The sequence below is a fragment of the Ferdinandcohnia sp. QZ13 genome, assembly GCF_031324165.1.
Classification (GTDB): Bacteria; Bacillota; Bacilli; order Bacillales; family Bacillaceae_L; genus Ferdinandcohnia.
Genome location: NZ_JAVIVW010000015.1, coordinates 599,565 through 621,538, shown reverse-complemented (window position 1 = coordinate 621,538; position 21,974 = coordinate 599,565). Strand labels below are relative to the sequence as shown.

The window sequence follows — 21,974 nt, the reverse complement described above, 5'->3', positions numbered from 1 at the left end:
TTCTATTCTTATCATTTCTATGGTTTTTAGTTAACTGTTTTTTTATGAAGCAAATCATTCGTAAAATGACATTCCAGATGTTATACTCTTGGTAGAATTTCAAAGTTGTAACATATTTAGGAGGGGTTTAAATGGCTATTACAAACGTAACGGATCAAAATTTTGACACAGAAACAAAAGAAGGTGTAGTATTAGCAGATTTCTGGGCACCTTGGTGTGGACCTTGTAAGATGATTGCTCCAGTATTAGAAGAATTAGATTCTGAAATTGGAGACAAAGTAAAAATCGTAAAGCTTGATGTAGATGACAACCAAGAAACTGCAGCTAAATTTGGCGTAATGAGCATCCCAACTTTACTTGTTTTCAAAAACGGTGAAGTTGTAGATAAAGTTGTTGGTTACCAACCAAAAGAGGCACTAGCTGATAGACTTGCTAACCATTATTAATCCAAAAAAACAGCCGCCAGGCTGTTTTTTGTTTGCTCTTTTTTATTCAAAGGAATTCCTTATTTTTCATCATACAACTTCTCCGTAAAAATGTTACAATATTAGGTACGGCTTAATTAGTGCAAAGGTACAAAGGTACTTTAGATTTTAATACAGATGGAGTGGTGAATATGCACGATCATCTTAAAGAGAAATTAGCAATATTACCGGACCAGCCTGGTTGTTATTTAATGAAAGACAGGCAAGGGACTATTATTTATGTAGGAAAAGCCAAAGTGTTAAAGAACCGAGTTCGGTCTTATTTTACAGGATCGCATGATGGTAAGACATTGAGACTTGTTAATGAGATTGAGGACTTTGAATATATTGTAACATCTTCAAATATTGAAGCTCTCCTATTAGAAATAAACTTAATTAAAAAACATGATCCAAAGTATAATATCATGCTAAAGGATGACAAAACATATCCTTTTATTAAAATTACTGCTGAAAAACATCCTCGTTTGTTGATAACACGAAAGGTGAAGAAGGATAAAGGTAAATATTTTGGTCCGTATCCGAATGTACAAGCAGCAAATGAAACAAAAAAACTATTAGACCGAATTTATCCTTTACGAAAATGTTCAACTCTACCAGATAAAGTTTGCTTGTATTATCATATCGGTCAATGTCTTGCTCCTTGTGTGAACGAAGTTTCTGATGAAACGAATAAAAAAATGGTTGATGACATCATTCGCTTTCTTAATGGTGGGTATAAAGAGATTAAAACGGAATTAACAGAAAAAATGATAAAGGCTTCAGAAGAACTAGATTTTGAGAGAGCGAAAGAATACCGTGATCAAATCGCAAATATTGAAACAACGATGGAAAAACAAAAGATGACCATGACCGATTTTATCGACCGAGATGTATTCGGTTATTCTTATGATAAAGGCTGGATGTGTGTTCAGGTCTTCTTCATTCGACAAGGTAAATTAATAGAGCGGGATGTTTCTTTATTCCCCTTTTATAATGAGCCAGAACAAGATTTCTTAACCTTCCTTGGTCAATTCTATTTGAAAGAAAATCATTTTAAACCAAAAGAAGTGTTACTTCCTAGTTCTATTGACCGTGAGATTGCAGAGCAATTACTAGAGGTAAACGTTCAACAGCCTAGTCGAGGGAAGAAGAAACAACTAGTAGACTTAGCAACGAAAAACGCCAAAATCGCGTTAAAGGAAAAGTTTGCACTTATTGAACGTGATGAAGAAAGGACAATCAAGGCAGTTGAAAACTTAGGGCAACGATTGGGAATATACACACCACATCGAATTGAGGCATTTGATAACTCGAATATCCAAGGAACAGACCCTGTTTCAGCAATGATTGTGTTTACTGATGGAAAACCAGATAAAAAGGAATATAGAAAATATAAAATTAAAACCGTTCAAGGTCCTGATGATTATGAATCAATGCGGGAAGTAGTGCGAAGAAGATATAGTCGCGCACTAAAAGAAAACCTTCCATTGCCTGACTTAATCCTCATTGATGGAGGAAAAGGTCATCTCGCTGCAGTAAGGGACATTTTAGAAAATGAGTTAGGTTTAGAAATCCCGTTAGCAGGACTTGCGAAGGATGATAAGCATAGGACCTCAGAGCTATTGATTGGGGAGCCGCCAGAAATTGTGGAATTACCAAGAAATAGTCAAGAGTTTTATCTTCTCCAACGGATTCAAGATGAAGTTCACCGTTTTGCGATAACATTCCATCGTCAAGTTCGTGGAAAAAGTGCTTTTCAATCAGTGCTCGATGATATTCCTGGTGTCGGTGAAAAACGGAAGAAAGCAATACTAAAGCATTTTGGCTCAATCAAGAGGTTAAAAGAAGCAAGTATTGAGGAAATTCAACAAGCTAATATTCCTCGTCCTACAGCTGAAGCTATCTATGAAAAATTAAAAGAATAGTCGTTGCTATTTTAAAAATACTCTGATATAATCCTAACTAATATAATATTACACTTCATTACGTTGAAGTGATGATAGAGGTGCAAGCTTTATCAGTATGCAATAGGAGGGGGATGAGCCCCTTTGATGATTGCTGAAAGGAAAGTTTGCCGAAGTGAAAAAGGACTCATACCCTTTTTTGCTGGTCTTATGTTTAAGAGACGTAAGATTGTCAAGATGAATTCATCTTGGAGAGCTATCTCACGGTGTGACACGTTGTTTTTACGTATATCACAGCAATGAGATAATCTCATTGCTGTTTTTTTATTTTATTCAACTGAGGTTAAACCTCAGTTGAATAAAATAAGTGCCTCCGGCGGATGCCTCAGATTTTTTAGAGGTAGTTATCGAGCATAAGATCAAAGACTAGGAACGCCACATCCTGTGGCAACGTCTTTGTGACCCACCTCGTGTGGGCCTAAAAATCTGGGCGCAAATACGCCAAGGCGCATTTGATTATTCGAAGGAGAGGGTATAAGCATGGGGATCATCGTTCAAAAGTTTGGAGGCACCTCAGTAGGGTCACCGGATAGAATTAAAAATGTTGCAAATCGCGTTATTCAAGAAGTGCAATCTGGAAACAAAGTTGTAGTAGTAGTTTCAGCAATGGGCAAAACAACGGACCGGCTTGTGCGCTTAGCAAATGAAATTACAAGCTCGCCAAGTAAGCGCGAGATGGATATGTTGTTAAGTACAGGTGAACAAGTAACAATTGCCCTTTTATCAATGGCATTACAGGAGAAGGGGTATGAATCTGTATCCTATACAGGCTGGCAGGCTGGTATTGAAACGGAGGCTATACATAGCAATGCCCGTATTGAAAATATAGAAGTCTCAAGAGTTAACGATAGCTTAAAAGAAGGTAAAATTGTTGTCGTTGCAGGATTCCAGGGAATCAGCAGTTCTGGAGATATCACAACTCTTGGACGGGGTGGGTCTGATACAACAGCAGTTGCACTTGCAGCAGCATTGAGTGCAGACAAATGTGATATCTACACGGATGTAACAGGTGTTTATACGACAGATCCTCGTGTAGTCCCATCTGCACGTAAACTTCATTCAATTTCCTATGATGAAATGCTGGAGCTTGCAAACCTAGGTGCTGGTGTACTTCATCCACGTGCAGTAGAATTTGCAAAAAACTTTGAAATGCCGCTTGAAGTTCGTTCAAGCATAGAGCTAGAAAATGGAACCGTTATTGAGGAGGAAGTTTCAATGGAAAAAAATCTTGTTGTTAGGGGAATTGCTTTTGAAGACCAAATTACAAGGGTAACAGTTTCTGGATTACCAAATGAATTACACACACTTTCAACCATCTTTGGTACACTCGCAAAGAATGGTCTAAACGTAGATATCATCATTCAAAACCAGACAGATGAAAATCATACAAATATTTCATTTTCAGTAAAAACTCAAGATTTACGCGATACACTAGCTGTTTTGGAAAATAATAAGGATTTATTAAAATATGAAAGCATTCAACATGAAGATGGATTAGCGAAGGTATCTATTGTAGGCTCTGGAATGGTTTCAAATCCAGGGGTTGCGGCTGATATGTTCCAGGTGCTTGCACAAGAAAACATTGAAGTGAAAATGGTAAGCACATCTGAAATCAAAGTTTCAACTGTTGTTGATCAAGCAAGTATGGTTCGTGCTGTTGAAGCTCTACATGATTCATTTAATTTAGCTGCTGTTGAAGAAGAAAAAGCAAAAGTAAAACTTTAATTTTTATTTACATAGGGTCGTTCAGAGGAGATTATTAGCCTTTGGGCGCCCTTTTGTATATAAAAAAACTGCACGAATTGTGCAGGATTTTATTCTTCGGTCATATCTTTGTGATCCCATTTCACCGTAAAAATGATACTTTGAGCTCGTCTTTTTTGTTGTTCAAAGCTTTCGGTGATTCGATTTTTCTGTTGTTGAATTTGTTGAGCAAGAAAACCAGATTCAAGTTGAAATGTACAAATATCCTTTCGTTTAAAACGAGAAGACACGATTGCACCATCCAAATGAAATTCTATTGAGTTCTTATCCGAACGCTCTACCTTAAGGTCTCCCCATCCAGCATCATGAAAAAACGAAATAATTTCTTCAATCGTTGGTAAGGGGAATTTACGGGCAAGATTTTTTCCGGCCCAGTATAAAATCTGTGGAGTTTCTTTTCCAAGTAAATCAGGAATTAAAATTTCACGTATGAGTTCATATCCAAAAACAGAAACGGTCTGTTCACTTACACTTACATTTTGTTCATTGATGTTTATGTTCTTCACTGCATTCCCCTCTTTCTCCATTCATTATTATATAACATGAGGGGATAAGAAACACATGAATTTTTTTGTTTCTTTTTGTCATTTGGATTACAAGTCTAGCCTAACAAAAGTGTCTAATTATTATCAGATTCATGAATAAATTGTGGACGTGTTTCCTTGACGCTCTTGCTTTATGGGAGTAAAATGAATTTGTTACATTATACTGATAAAAGAAAATTGTGGCTACATTTGTCTTTTTATCTATGAAAAAAGCATTTTGTAGTTTCCTGCAAGGGTTTTCAATTGTCAGTTTTATTTCGTCCTATTATATAATTTCTGCAGGATGAGGAATGAAAATGAGTGCCGAGAAGGTACGGTTTATTATTAAGGGGGGGTAAATTAAAGTATGGCAGGTAATCGTGAATTTTTTAATCGCAGGCTTCATTCGTTATTAGGTGTAATTCCTGTAGGGGTATTCTTATTGGTACACTTAACAGCGAATAACTTTGCGACAAGAGGAGAAGAAGCATTTAACAGTGCTGCTGGTTTTATGGGAAGTCTTCCGTTTAGAATTTTTCTAGAGGTAGTTATTATTTATCTACCATTAATATTCCATGCGATTTACGGTCTCTATATTGCCTTTACTGCAAAGAACAATGTGAGTAGATACGGTTTCTTCCGTAACTGGATGTTCTTCCTGCAACGCATAACCGGAATCATTACTCTAATTTTTGTAGCATGGCATGTATGGGAAACTCGTATTCAAGCAGCTTTTGGAGCGGAAGTTAACTTTCAAATGATGGAAGATATCTTAAATTCACCAGCGATGCTTATTTTCTATCTTGTTGGTGTAATCTCAACAATTTTCCATTTCTCAAATGGCTTATGGTCATTTGCTGTAAGTTGGGGGCTTACAATAACTCCTCGCTCTCAGCAAATTGCAACATATGTTACAATCATTATTTTTATTGCATTAACTTACGTAGGTGTATCTACAATCTTTGCTTTCGTATAAGAATTAAAATATTAGAACGTTCACGGTTACATTTTACAAGTTGAACGATCTCTTTATTGGGAGTGAGTTACTTTGAGTCAAGGAAAGATTATCGTAGTTGGTGGTGGATTAGCTGGTTTAATGGCTACCATCAAGGCTGCTGAAGAGGGAACACAAGTTGATTTATTTTCACTCGTACCTGTAAAACGTTCTCACTCTGTTTGTGCACAAGGTGGGATTAATGGTGCGGTTAATACAAAAGGTGAAGGGGATTCTCCTTGGATTCACTTCGATGATACAGTATATGGTGGAGACTTCTTAGCTAACCAAAAGCCAGTTAAGGCGATGTGTGAGGCAGCACCAGGAATCATTCACTTAATGGACCGTATGGGAGTTATGTTTAACCGTACACCAGAAGGTTTACTTGATTTCCGTCGATTTGGTGGAACTCAACACCACCGTACTGCATTCGCTGGCGCAACTACTGGTCAACAATTGCTTTATGCATTAGATGAGCAAGTTCGCCGTCATGAAGTAGCAGGGCTTGTAACGAAGTACGAAGGTTGGGAATTCTTGGGAATCGTACAAGATGATGAAGGAATTTGTCGTGGTATTGTCGCACAGAACCTTCAATCTATGGAAATTAAATCATTCCCTGCTGACGCTGTTATCATGGCTTCCGGTGGACCTGGGATCATCTTTGGAAAAACAACGAACTCAGTTATTAACACTGGTTCTGCTGCATCTATTGTGTACCAACAAGGTGCCTATTATGCAAATGGTGAGTTCATTCAAATTCACCCAACTGCAATCCCAGGAGATGACAAACTTCGTCTAATGAGTGAATCTGCTCGTGGTGAAGGTGGTCGCGTATGGACTTACAAAGATGGTAAACCTTGGTATTTCTTAGAGGAAAAATATCCTGCATACGGTAACTTAGTTCCACGTGATATTGCAACACGTGAAATCTTCCATGTATGTGTAGATATGAAGCTAGGTATCAATGGTGAAAACATGGTTTATCTGGATCTATCGCATAAAGATCCAAAGGAACTTGATATTAAATTAGGTGGAATTATTGAAATCTATGAAAAATTCATGGGTGACGATCCACGTAAAGTTCCAATGAAAATCTTCCCAGCTGTTCACTATTCAATGGGTGGATTATGGGTTGATGATCACCAACAAACAAACATCCCTGGATTATTTGCAGCAGGTGAGTGTGATTTTTCACAGCACGGTGCAAACCGCTTAGGTGCAAACTCACTATTATCAGCTATCTATGGTGGTATGGTTGCAGGTCCTAATGCAGTTCATTACATTAATGGACTTAAAAAAGGTACCGATTCTATATCTTCATCTGTATTCGAAAGCCACGAAAAACAAGAGCAAGAAAAATGGGATGACATTATGTCAATGGATGGTACTGAAAATGCATACCTCCTTCACAAAGAGCTCGGTGAATGGATGACAGACAACGTAACAGTTGTTCGATACAATGACAAGCTCTTAAAGACAGACGAGAAAATTCAAGAGCTTATGGAACGTTACAAGAACATTAATATCAATGACACGTCTAAATGGAGTAACCAAGGTGCTACATTTACTCGTCAATTACAAAATATGCTTCAGCTAGCACGTGTAATTACAATTGGTGCATATAACCGTAATGAAAGCCGTGGAGCACACTATAAACCTGAATTCCCTGATCGTAATGACGAGGATTTCTTAAAAACAACGATGGCTAAATTTACTGGGAAGGAATCTGCGCCTGCATTCCATTATGAAGAAGTAGATACTTCATTAATCGCACCACGTAAACGTGACTATTCAAAGAAGAAGGAGGAAAATTAAGATGAGTGAAAAAACAGTTGAATTTCATGTAACTCGTCAGGATACTCCAGATTCTGAACCATATGTTTTAAAATTTAAGGTTCCATACCGTAAGAATATGAACGTTATTTCCGCTTTAATGGAATTTCGTCGTAATCCGGTAGATATAAATGGTAATAAAGTTGCCCCAATTACTTGGGATATGAACTGTTTAGAAGAGGTTTGCGGTGCTTGTTCAATGGTTATCAATGGTAAACCTCGTCAATCTTGTTCAGCACTTATTGACCAACTTGAACAACCAATTAAACTTGAGCCAATGAAGACATTCCCTATTGTACGTGACTTACAAATTGACCGTAGCAGAATGTTTGATTCATTGAAAAAAGTAAAAGCTTGGATTCCGATTGATGGAACGTATGATTTGGGTCCTGGTCCTCGTATGCCGGAGAAGAAACGTCAATGGGCATATGAATTATCAAAATGTATGACATGTGGTGTATGTTTAGAAGCGTGTCCGAACGTAAACAGCAAGTCTGATTTCATCGGTCCAGCTCCATTATCTCAAGTTCGTTTATTTAACGCTCACCCAACAGGTGCTATGAATAAGAGTGAACGTTTAGAAGAGATTATGGGTGATGGTGGCCTTGCAAACTGTGGTAACTCACAAAACTGTGTACAGTCTTGTCCAAAAGGTATTCCACTAACAACTTCAATTGCTGCTCTAAACAGAGATACATCTATCCAAGCATTCAGAAATATGTTTGGTAGTGACCAAGTCTAATAGAAATAAGAAAGCACTCCTTCATGTATATGGAGGAGTGCTTTTTTACGAAAAGATATTTCAAAATACTGTCAACTTTAAGAAGTTTCGAAAAAAACTTCTTTTCCCACTAGAAGAAGGCACCACTTTACCGTGAAGTGAATAATCTTATGTAAGGGAGCTATTGGAATGAAACATATTACGTATATCGATGATATTGAGACATGGGAGAATGCATTTGATTTTTTCCAACCGATTCAAGTTCGCTTTTCCGAAACAGATATGTTTGGACATTTAAATAACACTGTACCCTTTACGTATTTTGAGGAAGCCAGAATTCAATATTTTAATAAAATTGGGTTTATGCAAAAATGGACCGACAAATCCAGCGAAGCAATCCCCGTGGTTGCAAGCCAACAATGTGATTATTTGAAACAAGTCTTTTTTGGAGAACAGCTTAAGTTATACGTTAAAATAAATCAGCTTGGCAATTCCTCAATGGATATTCATTATATGGCAAAGGACAAAGAAGGATCCATTTGTTTTGTCGGTAGGAGTACACTCGTTCAAATGTCTAAGCGAACAGGAAAAGGGGAACCATGGTCTGATGAGATGAAGCATATGTTAAAAAAGCACCTAACCTATATCGTATGAGCTAAGTAGAACAAATATACCAATACATTAAAAAATGGACGCGAAAATGTCTACATATCAACCTTTTAACAGTCACAGCAACCCTCTCCTTCTCATACTATATTGTGACTAAATATATACCCATCCAGTAGTTCAGCTCGAACCTTAGCAAGGAGGGTTACAATACTTGAAGGAGAAAGAGTTTCAACCAAAACCGCTACTAACAAAAAGAGAGAGAGAAGTTTTTGAATTACTAGTTCAAGACAAAACAACGAAAGATATCGCAAGTGAACTATTCATTAGCGAAAAAACAGTTCGTAACCACATTTCGAATGCGATGCAGAAGCTGGGAGTAAAGGGGCGTTCTCAAGCAGTTGTAGAGCTCCTTCGTATGGGAGAACTTGAACTTTAAGTATTACCGGCTACACTTTACACTTGTAAGGTAGCCGGTTACTTATTTAGAGGAAGTTCAAATAGTCTGTCGAAAAGGAATTTTGACTAAATACAGATACGTTTTGTGTTAAACGTCAAAGTCACTACATCCTGTGTAAGCACGGTGGCGTGCTTTGTCTTTTTTTATCTCCTTTTGATCACATTATTTAGAGAACAACTACATATTTCGATATACTGGAACTTGCTTTTTACGCGAAAAAAGTAGAAAATAAGAATAATATAGTTTTTTAATGAAATGAAGGAGTTCTTACGGATCATACAATTCCACTAACTGTGAAACGAGAGAAAACAGTTGGATTTTACACTAAAAAAACTTTACTAGGAGAGGATGTAATGACAGTTCAAGGGAGCAATGAAACCAAAGACTACCAGGTTATTGCAGATATTGAAAAATCACTTCGTTTTATTTCCGGCTTACTTAAACAAAAAGGTCGTGAAATCTTAAGTAACTTTACAATTACAACACCACAATTTATCGCCCTTCAGTGGTTGCTTGAACATGGAGATATGACAATTGGTGAATTATCAAATAAAATGTACCTAGCTTGCAGCACAACAACCGATCTTGTTGATCGAATGGAAAAAAATGAGCTTGTGATGCGTGTAAAAGACCCAAAAGATCGTCGTGTCGTTCGAATTCATTTACTTGAAGAAGGAGAACGTATCATCGAGGAAGTTATTAAAAAAAGACAGGACTACTTACACGAAATCATGGAAAACTTCTCTGACGATGAAGTGATCCAATTAGAAAAAAGTTTAAGGAAATTACATCAAGAAATGCGAGTAGAATGAGGCGAAACGTTTGAAAAGACCAATCGGAGTTATTGATTCTGGGGTGGGCGGTTTAACCGTTGCTCGGGAAATAATAAGACAATTACCTAATGAAGAAATCATCTATTTAGGTGATAACGCTAGATGCCCGTATGGGCCAAGACCTAAAGAGGAAGTTCGTCAGTTTACTTGGGAGATGACGAACTATTTATTGTCACATGATATTAAAATGCTTGTTATCGCCTGTAATACGGCAACTGCCCTTGTTCTGGATGAAATCCAAGCTGAGCTTTCCATCCCAGTAATCGGCGTAGTCTATCCAGGAGCGAGAACCGCATTAAAGGTCACAAAAAATAACTATGTTGGTGTCATCGGAACGGTTAACACAATCGAAAGTGGAGCTTATGAAGATGCGCTAAAATCAATCAACAATCAAATCATTGTCGAAAGTCTTGCTTGCCCTCAATTTGTTCCAATTGTGGAAGCAGGCGAGTTTGTCGGTCAAAAGGCAGAACACATTGTCGCTGAGTCACTCGAGCCACTGCGTGGTAAGGAGATTGACACATTGATTCTTGGCTGTACTCATTATCCACTTCTTCGTAATACGATCCAAGCCTATCTTGGGGATAGAATCAAGCTTATCGATTCCGGAGCCGAAACCGCCCGCGAGGTCAGCACGGTATTGTTCTATAGTGGACTATTAAACAAAAAGACGAGGAAAAGGAATCACTTATTCCTCACAACAGGCGAGAAAGAAATCTTTCAACGAATCGCCACTAACTGGTTTGAAAAACCGGTTTACAATGTGAAATCAGTAAAGTTATAAGGAAAGAAAAGTCCCGGGTGGGGCTTTTTTTGTTTGTCTCATTTTTATAAAAGGTTTTCTTACCATCACCAAATGGACGAAGTACATTTGAAGGTACGAACAGAGTCTAATCATGCATTCACGTAACGCCCTGACCCGAAGTGAAGGTACGAAAAGGGGCTAATCATACCCTCAGAGCTCGTCTTGAGCTGAAGTGAAGGTACGAACAGAGTCTAATCATGTCCTCACGCAACGTCCTGACCCGAAGTGAAGGTACGAATAGAATCTAATCATACCCTCACGTAACGCCCTGACCCGAAGTGAAGGTACGAATAGAATCTAATCATACCCTCACGCAACGCCCTGACCCGAAGTGAAGGTGCGAACAGAGTCTAATCATGTCCTCACGCAACGTTCTGGACCAAAATGAAGGCAAGAATGGAGTCTAATCATTCCCTCACACATCTTCCTAAATGAAGTGAAGGTAAAAATAAAGACTATTCCGTACCTACATGCAGTATATTTATTTACTCCTCTCATAATAAGATGATCTTCCTGACTGAATTAAATTGTAATTTTTTGAAAGTATTTTTCTTATTGTCTTTTTACTTTTAATTACTTTACACCACTCAAATATAGTACTTACTGTAATCTTTAATTCGGGAAAAAGATGCTCGAATTCCTCAATGCTTCTTGTTACTGCAGATTCCTTAGCCTCCCAACTTCCGCAGTTTGGGCAGGTTAGTTTATGCTGATTCCCATATTTCAAAAACTCATTCCAACACACAATGCACAAAATCCCTTTCTCCATTTCACCAAAACTATACTGAGGTAGTAAAGAAAAAGGAGATTTCTTTATATGAAGTGAAAGTAACTTTTTTGCCAAAGTATGATGTTTTTCAACCAAACTAGAAGATTGGGAACTTAAATTGTTCATGAATCGTGTCAGTTGAAATGGAAAAATAATCGGCAGGTTGGGTGGAACTTGATAGAGGTAAAATTCGGGATTTATGAAAACAAGATGACTTTCGACGGTGAAATCAGAACCGAGCTGTTGTAGTAATTGTCTAAAAAGGGACTCGCTTCGCGTAAGCTGTAAAAGGGGGTTCTTCATCTCTATTCCAGAGGACAAACTTTGCCAGCGATCTTCGTTGACAACATAATCACCTTCATAGTTTTTCACTTCAAATAAGTGAATTTTGCGCCGGGAAATTAGGAGTGAATCAATTTGGTAATGAGTGTTATTTGTTTCAAGAAGCAAGTCATTAAGGATGAGGCAATCAAGTGAAAGACTTTCTAATCGCTGGTCAAACCATGTTTCTTCACTAAAACCTTTCTCAAGTGTATGAACTTGATTCTCAATTTTTTCGGAAACTTTCTGCCGTGCACGGATGGATCTTAGGTGCAGTAATTCGATTGGTACAGTACGACTTTTCGTGATCAAACGCAACACTTCCTTTCTGATTTTCAAAATAATTTTAAATCTTCCATTCTATTTTTACAATCTATTAGCTTTTAAAATCAAAACATTTTGTCCATTTTTTTCACTAAAAAGCGGTCTAATTTGAAAATAGGGCTCGTATACATAGTAGTACAAACAGCATTAGGAGGGAAAAGAATGCGTAAAATAACTAAATCTGCAATAGCTGCCACAGTGGTTACTTCAACAGTATTACTATCAGGATGTGGCTTATTAGGTGGAAAGGAAGAAGCCAAGCAAATGGATCCACCACAAAACGAAGCGGTTGATGAGACAGTCGCAAAAGGAGAAAATCCAGCTACAGAGGCAACTGATCAGGAGGAAGCCGCTACTGAAACAGTAAAACGAGACTTATATCTAATTGATGCAAATGGATTAGTGGTCCCTTACACTGTAGATCTTCCGAAGCAAAATGCGGCAGCAAAACAAGTACTTGAGTATTTAGTTGCAGGTGGACCGTTAAATGAAATTCTACCAGACGGGTTCAGAGCCGTTATTCCACAGGATACTGAAGTAAGTGTAAACCTGAAGGATGGAACAATAACAGCTGATTTCTCAAAGGAATTTCAAACCTATAGTCCAGAGGATGAAGAAAAAATATTACAAGCCATTACTTGGACATTAACTCAATTTGAAAATGTAAACAATGTTGTCATCAGCGTGAATGGATATAAATTAGAGGAAATGCCTGTAAACGGTACTCCAATCCCAGCAGACTTAAGTAGAGCTGATGGGATAAATATGGATAACAGCGATGTTGTCGACATTACGAACAGCCGTCCTGTTACCCTTTACTTCTTTGCACAAAACGAAGAAGGTGAATACTATGTACCAGTAACGAAACGTATTGAAAATACTGGTGATGACAGAGTATCTGCAGTAGTAAATGCGTTAATTAACGGACCAAATATGAGTTCAAATTTAATTAGCGACATTCATCAAGATGTAAAGCTTTTAAGTGCAAAAATGGATGATGGAAAAGTCACACTAGATTTCAATGAGGCAATTTATGGAGCCTTTAACGAGAAAATGATTTCTAATCACGTCATTAACTCGTTAGTTTTATCCTTAACTGAGCAGCCAGAAGTAAAAAGTGTTTCGATAACGGTTAATGGTAGTGAAGATGTTGTTACTGAGGATGGTAAATCATTGACTAAACCAGTAACTCGTCCTTCAAATGTGAATACAGGTAGTTTCTAACGAAAATGGATGTGGACTTTGTTCACATCCATTTTTGTTGTGAGGGTACAATAGTAAAGTAAAATTTTGTTATACTAGAAAGGACGGTTGGGCGAATGAGAGCCCACCTTTTTTAGTGAAAGACAGGAGGTTTTATTTTTGAGGGTTGATGGACGATTACATAATCAGCTACGACCGATTCGGTTTGATATGAACTATATAAAACATCCGGAAGGATCTGTTTTAATAACAGTCGGTGATACAAAGGTCATTTGTAATGCGAGCGTAGATGACAGGGTGCCACCGTTTATGAGAGGGTCTGGTAAAGGATGGATTACAGCTGAATATTCCATGCTTCCGAGGGCTACTGAACAAAGAAATATCAGGGAATCGAGCAAGGGGAAAATTTCAGGGAGAACGATGGAAATCCAACGTCTAATTGGAAGAGCTCTTAGATCTGTTGTTAATTTGGAACAGCTCGGTGAAAAAACAATTTGGATAGATTGTGATGTCATCCAAGCGGATGGGGGTACAAGAACGGCATCGATTACTGGCGCTTTTATCGCAATGGTTCTTGCCGTACATAAAATTTATCAGAGTAAAAAGATGAACACCTTTCCAATCACTGATTTTTTAGCAGCCATCTCGGTAGGAATAGACCCTGAAAGAGGAGAAATCCTTGATTTAAATTATATAGAAGATTCAACTGCTAATGTAGATATGAATGTTGTAATGACAGGTGAGGGCCAATTTGTAGAGCTTCAAGGAACAGGTGAAGAATCTACTTTTTCTCGTCAACAACTACAAACTCTATTAGAGCTTGCTGAAAAAGGGATAAATGAGTTGATACACGCTCAGAAAGATGCATTAGGTGATTTAGCAAATCTAATTGGAAAGAAGGACTCATAAAGTGAAAGAAATCATGATTGCTACCAAAAATAGAGGGAAGGTTAAAGAATTTAGGGACTTATTTGCAAGTCAAGGTGTGGAGGTGAAGTCCTTACTTGATTATCCAAATATTGAGGATATTGAGGAGACTGGTGAAACCTTTGCTGCAAATGCACAAATAAAGGCGGAAGCCAATGCAAAAAAACTTCACATACCTGTTATAGCAGATGATTCCGGTCTTTCAATCGATTATCTTAATGGTAGGCCTGGGGTATATTCTGCAAGATATGCGGGTGAGCATAAAAATGATCTTGATAATCTTAATAAAGTGTTAGGTGAGTTAAAAGGAGTTCCAGAAGACCAAAGAACGGCTAGATTCCATTGTGCATTAGCTCTAACTATTCCAGGGGAACAAACGAAGATTGTAGAGGGAATTTGTGAAGGTGTTATTACAGAAAAGCCAGCTGGAGAAAATGGGTTTGGTTATGATCCAATCTTTTTTGTACCGGAAAAAGGGAAAACCATGGCTGAACTATCAAAAGATGAGAAAAATCAAATCAGTCATCGTGGTAATGCACTTCGTCAGCTTGACGAGCTTTTAAGAGAACGTGAGGAGTTTCAAAGATGAAAGTGCTAATTATAAGCGATAGTCATGGGCTAACTGAGGAATTATTAGATATAAAGGATCGTCACAAAGATGAAGTGGAGTTTATGCTCCATCTTGGGGATTCTGAGCTTTCTTCAAAATCAGAGGAAATGAGTGGATTTTCAGCTGTAAGAGGAAATTGTGACTTTGACTCGAACTTCCCCAATGATATGGTTGTTCTTTTGAATGGGGTAAAGGTCTATCTTACACATGGTCATTTGTACAATGTGAAGATGACGTTAATGAATCTTACATATCGTGCACAAGAAGTAGGTGCATCCATAGCCTGTTTTGGACATTCACATATAGCGGGTGCAGAAATGATTGACGGTATTTTGTTTATTAATCCAGGTAGTTTTCGTTTACCGAGAATGCGCAGGGAAAAAACATATGTAATTTTAGAGCTTGTTGAAAAACAAGCAAATGTTGTTTTTTACGATAGTGAAGGAAATCTAGTTGAGGAGTTATCAACTAAGGTGAATTTATGATACAATAGCAAAGGGAGTACATTTTACTCCCTTTAGAAAATTTTTCTTGAAAAGTTGTTGACATCTGATTCCTATCTGGCTATAATAAAAAATGTCGCTAATAAGTTAACAACAAAAACTTAGCTCAGCAAAGCGTAAACATCTAGAATTGCATCTGGGTAGCTTTGTTCCGTCGCATCAGTCATCCTCGAATATTCTAGGAGAGGAAGGAACAGGATACTGCGATTGAAGTAGTGGCTTACTGAACTACAGATAAACTTAATAATAATGTCCCAGTAGCTCAGCAGGATAGAGCAACGGCCTTCAAGAATAGGAGCCTCTATAGGGAAACAATAACTTATAGAGTGGACGACACTATATCGGTGAAGCCTTAACAGTGTAAAGCTGATGGTAATACCGAGGAAACTTACGTCTTGATAAAAGACTGAGGAGATTCGAATGATCATGTAATGATGGTAGAAACTCCAAAGAATAATCATTCATGATTATTGTGAGGTTCCGTAGAGACTACACGTGTCGCACCTGAAATGGTGAAGATATAGTCCAGACTACAAACAACAATCGTTGGTGGCGAAAGTCATAGTGGTAAGCTAAGCCGTCGGTCGGGAGTTCGAATCTCTCCTGGGACGCCATATTACATACTCAATCACAAACACTTCTTTTCATAAAAATGAATTGAAGTGTTTTTTTATTTCTCTCAAAATTTGTTAGATCTTCACCAAATAAATCCAACCAATACTTCCATTAAAACCTCAGTTTTCGTTCACAAATTTTTCAAGAAATTCTTTTAATTCAGAAATGGCGTCGCATCAAAGTTGTAAGCGGATACAGATTATGTTGCAAATCAAAATAATCTAACAATTCTCTAAAATGGTGTTGACTCTTATAAAAAATGAGAGTAATATAAGCTCTAATATTAAATATTTTCACAAAATAGACTATTGTTTATTTCGTGAATTAACAGCATATGACAGTCCTAACATAAGTACTTCATCATTTTTAAAAGATGAAAGTTCGTAGATTTGGATTATTTTTTAAACCTTAGTTTTCAGTAGTGTAAAGCGTTTAAGTTTTTAGGCATTAAAGCCATAATAAGCGCATAGAACTTTAAAAGATGTAGAATGAAAATTCCTAATATTCATAAACGTTGAAGAGGATAAGTAATCTAACGTTACGATATCGACAGAGAGCCGGTAATGGTGGAACCCGGTGTTATCCCGTTAAGATGAACTCACCTCTGAGTGTTAGCTTGAATTTTTTTAGTAGGGCTAACCGGGTGTTTGGTAACAGCTCACCCGTTATCAAAATGAACAACAAAGTTGTTCCTGAGGCGATCATTTTTTAGATCGCGAACAAGGGTGGTACCGTGGAAAGTGATAAATGCCTTTTCACCCCTTCGACCAAGAAAATTGGTCTAGTGGGTGGATTGGCATTTTATTTTTTTAAAAACCAATTATTTATTATAAGGAAGGGATGTAAGAAAAAATGGGCGTAAATGCAAAAGTGGAAGAACAAACCAAAGCTTCTACAAAAATGAACGGTTCCCAAATGCTAATTGAAGCATTAAAAAGGGAAAACGTAGAAGTCATTTTTGGATATCCTGGCGGTGCTGTACTTAATATTTATGATAGTTTATATGATTCAGGTATTTTTCATGTCCTAACTAGACATGAACAGGGTGGAATACATGCAGCTGAAGGGTATGCGAGAATTTCAGGAAAACCAGGTGTCGTTATTGCTACTTCTGGACCGGGGGCTACAAATATAGTCACTGGATTAGCAGATGCGATGATTGACTCAATTCCACTTGTTGTATTTACAGGTCAGGTTGCTTCAACAGTAATTGGATCTGATGCTTTCCAAGAAGCAGACATTCTTGGAATCACAATGCCAATTACAAAACATAGTTACCAGGTTAGGGATGTGAAAGACCTACCAAAGATTATTAAAGAAGCATTTTATATCGCTACTTCTGGAAGACCAGGACCTGTATTAATTGATATTCCGAAAGATATGACAACAAAAGAAGCGGATTTTGATTATGACCAAGAAATTCACTTACCAGGTTATCAACCGACCATTCAGCCGAACCACCTACAAATTCGTAAACTAGTCGAAGCAGTAAGCCAAGCAAAAAAACCAGTTATTCTTGCAGGTGCTGGGGTTATTTTTGCAAAAGCAGCAAACGAGTTAAAAGAATATGTGGAACAACAAAATATCCCTTTAACCCATACACTTTTAGGTTTAGGTGGTTTCCCCGCAGATCATCCACTCTATCTTGGAATGGCTGGAATGCACGGAACATACACAGCGAACATGGCATTACACGAATGTGACCTTTTAATCAGTATTGGAGCAAGATTTGATGACCGGGTTACTGGAAACCTAGAACACTTTGCACCAAACGCAACAGTTGCACATATCGATATTGATCCTGCCGAAATAGGCAAAAACGTCCCTACCAAAATTCCTGTTGTAGGGGACGCAAAAGAAGTGCTTAAGAGCTTAGTTCACCAAAATGGTAAACCTGGGGACTCACAGGAATGGAGAGAAAAACTAGCTGGATGGAAGGCTGAATATCCACTTGTTTATAAATCTTCAGAAGAAGAATTAAAGCCGCAAAAATTAATTGAACTTATTTATAAATATACAAAGGGCGAAGCGATTGTAACAACTGACGTTGGTCAGCATCAAATGTGGGCCGCTCAGTACTACCATTTTACAAAGCCAAATCGGTGGGTAACCTCCGGTGGACTTGGAACAATGGGATTCGGTTTACCATCAAGTATTGGTGCACAACTAGCTGAAAAAACTTCAACTGTTGTTGCCATTCTTGGAGATGGTGGATTCCAGATGACTTCACAAGAGCTTTCGGTCATTTATGAGTTAAACCTACCAATTAAAATTATCATCCTTAACAATAAAGCGTTAGGTATGGTAAGACAATGGCAGCAGATTTTCTATAAAGAAAGATACTCCCATTCCTTACTTCATAATCAGCCGGACTTTATGAAACTAGCTGATGCATACGGAATCAAGGGATTAAAAGCGAACAGTGAACAAGAAGCAGAGCAAGTGTTGAAAGAAGCACTTGAATATGAGGGACCTGTATTAATGGACTTCAGTGTGACGCCTTTCGAAAATGTATACCCAATGGTTGCACCTGGAAAGGGTCATCATGAAATGGTAGGTGTTAAGCTGTGAAAAGAATTATTACATTATTAGTAAATAACCGTGCAGGTGTACTCAATCGAATCACCGGCCTGTTAACAAAACGTCATTACAACATCGAAAGCATCACAGTAGGACATTCTGAAACTGAGGGACTCTCACGAATGACATTTGTTATTCATCTTGATGAGGAAACTGTAGTTGAACAGATTACAAAACAGCTAAATAAGCAAATTGATGTTATAAAGGTCATGGATATTACAAATCAAGCGATTGTCGCAAGAGAGTTAGCTCTTATAAAGGTATCATCCAGTCCATCCAATAGAAATGAGATTTATAGCTTAATAGATCCATTCCGAGCATCTATCATTGATGTAAGTAAGGATAGCCTTGTTATTCAAGTGACAGGCGAATCCGAAAAAGTAGAAGCGTTAATTGACCTCTTAAAGCCATACGGTATCAAAGAAGTTGCCCGTACTGGCACAACTGCTTTCACAAGAGGAAACCAAAAGACAGCTTCAAATTCAAAGAATTTTTCTATCGTTTAAGGGTTTAATCACAATACCATATATATTCTAATTCTAATAAGGGAGAGATTTCAAAATGACAAAGGTATATTATAACGGAGATGTGAATGAGTTAGCTTTACAAAATAAGAAGGTTGCAATCATTGGTTATGGTTCACAAGGGCATGCACATGCACTTAACTTACGTGAAAGCGGCGTTGATGTAATTGTTGGTCTTCGTCAAGGAAAGTCTTTTGAACAAGCGAAAAATGATGGTCTACCAGTATATTCAGTTCGAGAAGCGGCTGAGCAAGCAGATGTTGTAATGGTTTTACTTCCTGATGAAAATCAACCAAAAGTTTATAAAGAAGAAATTGAGCCAGGATTAAAGCCAGGAAATGCATTAGTATTCGCACATGGTTTTAACATCCACTTTAGTCAAATCGTTCCTCCAAGCTTTGTAGATGTATTCCTAGTAGCACCAAAAGGGCCAGGACATCTAGTGCGTCGTACGTATACTGAAGGTGCTGGAGTTCCAGCGTTAATTGCGATTGAGCAGGACGTAACTGGTAACGCAAAAGAAGTGGCACTTGCATATGCAAAAGGTATTGGAGCAGCTAGAGCGGGTGTTCTAGAAACTACATTCAAAGAAGAAACGGAAACAGATCTATTCGGTGAACAGGCAGTTTTATGTGGCGGTACTTCTGCATTAGTTAAAGCAGGATTCGAAACATTAGTGGAAGCTGGATACCAACCAGAAGTTGCATACTTTGAGTGTTTACATGAACTAAAACTTATCGTTGATTTAATGTACGAAGAAGGTTTAGCTGGAATGAGATATTCAATCTCTGATACTGCTCAGTGGGGAGATTTCGTAACTGGACCACGTATTGTTACTGACAGTGTAAAAGCAGAAATGAAAGAAGTATTAAAAGATATCCAAACAGGTAAATTTGCTAAAGGCTGGATCCTTGAAAACCAAGCAAATCGTCCAGAGTTCAACGCAATTAACAAAATTGAAGCAGAACATCAAATCGAAGTTGTTGGTAAGAAGCTTCGTGCAATGATGCCATTCGTGAAGCAAAGACAACAGAAAGAAGTGGTGGGTGCCCGTGCGGAAAATTAATATTTTTGACACTACATTAAGAGATGGAGAACAGTCTGCTGGAGTAAACTTAAACCTACACGAAAAACTTGAAATTGCAAAGCAGCTGGAACGACTCAATGTGGATGTCATGGAGGCCGGATTTCCAGCTGCCTCTGAAGGTGATTTTCAGTCAGTTAAACAAATTGCTGAAACCATCAAAAATGTTTCTGTAACGGGATTAGCAAGAGCCGTACAAGGCGATATCGATGCTGCTTGGGGAGCTTTAAAGGGTGGAGCGGAGCCGCGTCTCCATACCTTTATTGCTACCTCCCCAATTCATAGAAAATATAAGCTTAGACAGACTAAAGAACAGGTTATTCAATCGGCAGTAGATAGTGTAAAGTATGCATCTAAATTCTTTCCGATTATCCAGTGGTCTGCAGAGGATGCGAGTCGGACAGAGTTAGATTTCTTAGCAAAAATCATTAAAGAAGTGATTGATGCAGGTGCCAATGTTATTAATCTACCAGATACAGTAGGATATGGCGCACCTGAAGAATATGGAAAAATGTTTACTTATGTCATAAATAACGTGCCGAATATTGATAAGGTCATCCTTTCTACTCATTGTCATGATGATCTTGGAATGGCTGTTTCCAATTCATTATCAGCTGTTGAGCATGGTGCTTTACAGGTAGAAGGAACAATTAATGGTATTGGTGAAAGAGCAGGTAATGCAGCACTTGAAGAAGTAGCCGTTGCTTTGCATATTCGCCAAGATTTCTATCAAGCAAACACACGTTTAAAGTTGGATGAAATCAAACGTACAAGTGATTTGGTTAGTAAATTAACGGGTATGATTGTTCCATCAAACAAAGCGGTAATCGGTAAAAATGCTTTTGCACATGAATCAGGTATCCACCAAGACGGTGTGCTTAAGGAAAAAACAACGTATGAAATTATCACACCAGAATTAGTGGGAGTTAAATCGAATTCAATGGTACTTGGGAAGCATTCTGGTAGACACGCATTCCGCAATCGTATTGTTGAATTAGGGTATTCAGTAGATGACGGGGAAATTAATCGAGTATTTAAGTTATTTAAAGATTTAGCGGATAAAAAGAAAGAAATCACGGATGATGATTTGGTGACATTATTAGTAGATGAAAAAGTAGCTAATGTAGAAGATATGTATCAATTGACTTCGTTGCAAGTACAATACGGTACAAACCAAATCCCTACCGCAACAATTACCTTAACAGATCGCGAAGGTAATCAAATTCAAGAGGCTGCAACAGGATCAGGAAGTGTTGAAGCACTGTATAACACACTTGAGCGTTGCTTCGGTATTTCTATTACTTTAGATGATTACCGAATCCAGTCTGTTGGTGCAGGACGTGATGCACTAGCTGAAGTCTTCGTAAAAGTAAGACATAATAATACAGAAAGCAGTGGTAGAGGTTCTGCACAAGACGTGCTAGAAGCTTCTGCTCGAGCGTATGTAAATGCAGTTAATAGATTACTAGCTGTTGAAAAGAATAAGAAATTACTTGAAAAAGTAGGAGTATAAGTATTAATTACTATTTTCAGTGTGTAAAGGAAA

At 37.8% G+C, this 21,974-nt stretch carries 20 protein-coding genes, 1 riboswitch and 1 other annotated feature; of the genes, 18 read left to right on the top strand and 2 right to left on the bottom strand.

Going from position 1 to position 21,974, the window contains the following annotated elements:
- The first annotated feature begins 131 nt into the window (after positions 1-131).
- From trxA to RGU12_RS16755, 3 genes are all read left to right on the top strand, one after another.
- Positions 132-446, top strand: a complete 315-nt coding sequence (trxA, locus tag RGU12_RS16765; protein ID WP_116351696.1) for a thioredoxin — start codon at positions 132-134, stop codon at positions 444-446.
- 170 nt (positions 447-616) lie between these two features.
- Complete coding sequence (gene uvrC / locus RGU12_RS16760; RefSeq protein ID WP_309537078.1) at positions 617-2,389, top strand: excinuclease ABC subunit UvrC; 1,773 nt, start codon at positions 617-619, stop codon at positions 2,387-2,389.
- Positions 2,390-2,456: 67 nt separating this feature from the next.
- A riboswitch (Lysine riboswitch) is annotated at positions 2,457-2,635 on the top strand.
- Between the two features lie 273 nt (positions 2,636-2,908).
- Positions 2,909-4,153, top strand: a complete 1,245-nt coding sequence (locus tag RGU12_RS16755) for an aspartate kinase (protein ID WP_309537077.1) — start codon at positions 2,909-2,911, stop codon at positions 4,151-4,153.
- 89 nt (positions 4,154-4,242) lie between these two features.
- On the opposite strand, the gene RGU12_RS16750 is transcribed toward RGU12_RS16755, so the two are convergent.
- Entirely contained in the window at positions 4,243-4,698 is a 456-nt protein-coding gene (locus RGU12_RS16750) for a YslB family protein (protein ID WP_309537076.1), read from the bottom strand.
- A 385-nt stretch (positions 4,699-5,083) separates the two neighbouring features.
- On the opposite strand from RGU12_RS16750, the gene RGU12_RS16745 reads away from it, so the two are divergent.
- The 7 genes from RGU12_RS16745 (at position 5,084) to racE (ending at position 10,947) form a co-directional block, all read left to right on the top strand.
- Positions 5,084-5,692, top strand: a complete 609-nt coding sequence (locus RGU12_RS16745) for a succinate dehydrogenase cytochrome b558 subunit (RefSeq protein ID WP_309537075.1) — start codon at positions 5,084-5,086, stop codon at positions 5,690-5,692.
- Between the two features lie 72 nt (positions 5,693-5,764).
- Complete coding sequence (gene sdhA / locus RGU12_RS16740; protein WP_309537074.1) at positions 5,765-7,525, top strand: succinate dehydrogenase flavoprotein subunit; 1,761 nt, start codon at positions 5,765-5,767, stop codon at positions 7,523-7,525.
- 1 nt (position 7,526) lies between these two features.
- Entirely contained in the window at positions 7,527-8,285 is a 759-nt protein-coding gene (sdhB, locus tag RGU12_RS16735) for a succinate dehydrogenase iron-sulfur subunit (RefSeq protein WP_116351690.1), read from the top strand.
- Positions 8,286-8,453: 168 nt separating this feature from the next.
- Positions 8,454-8,918: an acyl-CoA thioesterase gene (locus tag RGU12_RS16730; protein ID WP_116351689.1), complete on the top strand. Its 465-nt coding sequence runs from the start codon at positions 8,454-8,456 to the stop codon at positions 8,916-8,918.
- A 166-nt stretch (positions 8,919-9,084) separates the two neighbouring features.
- Entirely contained in the window at positions 9,085-9,309 is a 225-nt protein-coding gene (gerE, locus tag RGU12_RS16725; RefSeq protein ID WP_010678342.1) for a spore germination transcription factor GerE, read from the top strand.
- Positions 9,310-9,683: 374 nt separating this feature from the next.
- Positions 9,684-10,142: a MarR family winged helix-turn-helix transcriptional regulator gene (locus tag RGU12_RS16720; protein ID WP_309537073.1), complete on the top strand. Its 459-nt coding sequence runs from the start codon at positions 9,684-9,686 to the stop codon at positions 10,140-10,142.
- A gap of 10 nt (positions 10,143-10,152) precedes the next feature.
- Positions 10,153-10,947 carry a glutamate racemase gene (gene racE, locus RGU12_RS16715; protein WP_309537072.1) on the top strand — a complete coding sequence of 265 codons (795 nt, stop codon included), beginning with the start codon at positions 10,153-10,155 and terminating at the stop codon, positions 10,945-10,947.
- Between the two features lie 502 nt (positions 10,948-11,449).
- On the opposite strand, the gene RGU12_RS16710 is transcribed toward racE, so the two are convergent.
- On the bottom strand, positions 11,450-12,370 hold the full coding sequence (locus RGU12_RS16710; RefSeq protein ID WP_309537071.1) for a nuclease-related domain-containing protein: 921 nt from the start codon (positions 12,368-12,370) through the stop codon (positions 11,450-11,452).
- A 174-nt stretch (positions 12,371-12,544) separates the two neighbouring features.
- Here RGU12_RS16710 and RGU12_RS16705 point away from each other — a divergent pair, with 174 nt between their 5' ends.
- The 8 genes from RGU12_RS16705 (at position 12,545) to RGU12_RS16670 (ending at position 21,941) form a co-directional block, all read left to right on the top strand.
- Positions 12,545-13,606, top strand: a complete 1,062-nt coding sequence (locus RGU12_RS16705) for a GerMN domain-containing protein (protein ID WP_309537070.1) — start codon at positions 12,545-12,547, stop codon at positions 13,604-13,606.
- A 138-nt stretch (positions 13,607-13,744) separates the two neighbouring features.
- On the top strand, positions 13,745-14,494 hold the full coding sequence (gene rph, locus RGU12_RS16700) for a ribonuclease PH (RefSeq protein ID WP_309537069.1): 750 nt from the start codon (positions 13,745-13,747) through the stop codon (positions 14,492-14,494).
- A gap of 1 nt (position 14,495) precedes the next feature.
- On the top strand, positions 14,496-15,101 hold the full coding sequence (locus RGU12_RS16695; protein ID WP_309537068.1) for an XTP/dITP diphosphatase: 606 nt from the start codon (positions 14,496-14,498) through the stop codon (positions 15,099-15,101).
- Positions 15,098-15,607, top strand: a complete 510-nt coding sequence (locus RGU12_RS16690) for a metallophosphoesterase family protein (RefSeq protein ID WP_309537067.1) — start codon at positions 15,098-15,100, stop codon at positions 15,605-15,607. Before RGU12_RS16695 ends, RGU12_RS16690 begins: the two co-directional genes overlap by 4 nt.
- Positions 15,608-16,745: 1,138 nt before the next feature.
- Positions 16,746-17,006 (top strand) — a binding site (T-box leader).
- 86 nt (positions 17,007-17,092) lie between these two features.
- The gene (ilvB, locus tag RGU12_RS16685) at positions 17,093-18,811 is read left to right on the top strand and encodes an acetolactate synthase large subunit (protein ID WP_309537066.1); all 1,719 of its coding nucleotides are present in this window, start codon (positions 17,093-17,095) and stop codon (positions 18,809-18,811) included.
- Positions 18,808-19,326, top strand: a complete 519-nt coding sequence (ilvN, locus tag RGU12_RS16680) for an acetolactate synthase small subunit (protein ID WP_309537065.1) — start codon at positions 18,808-18,810, stop codon at positions 19,324-19,326. The genes ilvB and ilvN overlap by 4 nt, the downstream gene beginning before the upstream one ends.
- Before the next feature lie 55 nt (positions 19,327-19,381).
- Positions 19,382-20,410 carry a ketol-acid reductoisomerase gene (ilvC, locus tag RGU12_RS16675; protein WP_309537064.1) on the top strand — a complete coding sequence of 343 codons (1,029 nt, stop codon included), beginning with the start codon at positions 19,382-19,384 and terminating at the stop codon, positions 20,408-20,410.
- Entirely contained in the window at positions 20,397-21,941 is a 1,545-nt protein-coding gene (locus RGU12_RS16670; RefSeq protein ID WP_309537063.1) for a 2-isopropylmalate synthase, read from the top strand. Before ilvC ends, RGU12_RS16670 begins: the two co-directional genes overlap by 14 nt.
- Positions 21,942-21,974: the final 33 nt, after the last annotated feature.

Coding starts and splice junctions, on each gene's coding strand:
- uvrC (WP_309537078.1), top strand. CDS start 617: ATGCACGATCATCTTAAAGAGAAATTAGCAATATTACCGGACCAGCCT.
- ilvB (WP_309537066.1), top strand. CDS start 17,093: ATGGGCGTAAATGCAAAAGTGGAAGAACAAACCAAAGCTTCTACAAAA.
- RGU12_RS16755 (WP_309537077.1), top strand. CDS start 2,909: ATGGGGATCATCGTTCAAAAGTTTGGAGGCACCTCAGTAGGGTCACCG.
- sdhB (WP_116351690.1), top strand. CDS start 7,527: ATGAGTGAAAAAACAGTTGAATTTCATGTAACTCGTCAGGATACTCCA.
- RGU12_RS16730 (WP_116351689.1), top strand. CDS start 8,454: ATGAAACATATTACGTATATCGATGATATTGAGACATGGGAGAATGCA.
- RGU12_RS16745 (WP_309537075.1), top strand. CDS start 5,084: ATGGCAGGTAATCGTGAATTTTTTAATCGCAGGCTTCATTCGTTATTA.
- RGU12_RS16690 (WP_309537067.1), top strand. CDS start 15,098: ATGAAAGTGCTAATTATAAGCGATAGTCATGGGCTAACTGAGGAATTA.
- trxA (WP_116351696.1), top strand. CDS start 132: ATGGCTATTACAAACGTAACGGATCAAAATTTTGACACAGAAACAAAA.
- RGU12_RS16720 (WP_309537073.1), top strand. CDS start 9,684: ATGACAGTTCAAGGGAGCAATGAAACCAAAGACTACCAGGTTATTGCA.
- RGU12_RS16705 (WP_309537070.1), top strand. CDS start 12,545: ATGCGTAAAATAACTAAATCTGCAATAGCTGCCACAGTGGTTACTTCA.
- ilvC (WP_309537064.1), top strand. CDS start 19,382: ATGACAAAGGTATATTATAACGGAGATGTGAATGAGTTAGCTTTACAA.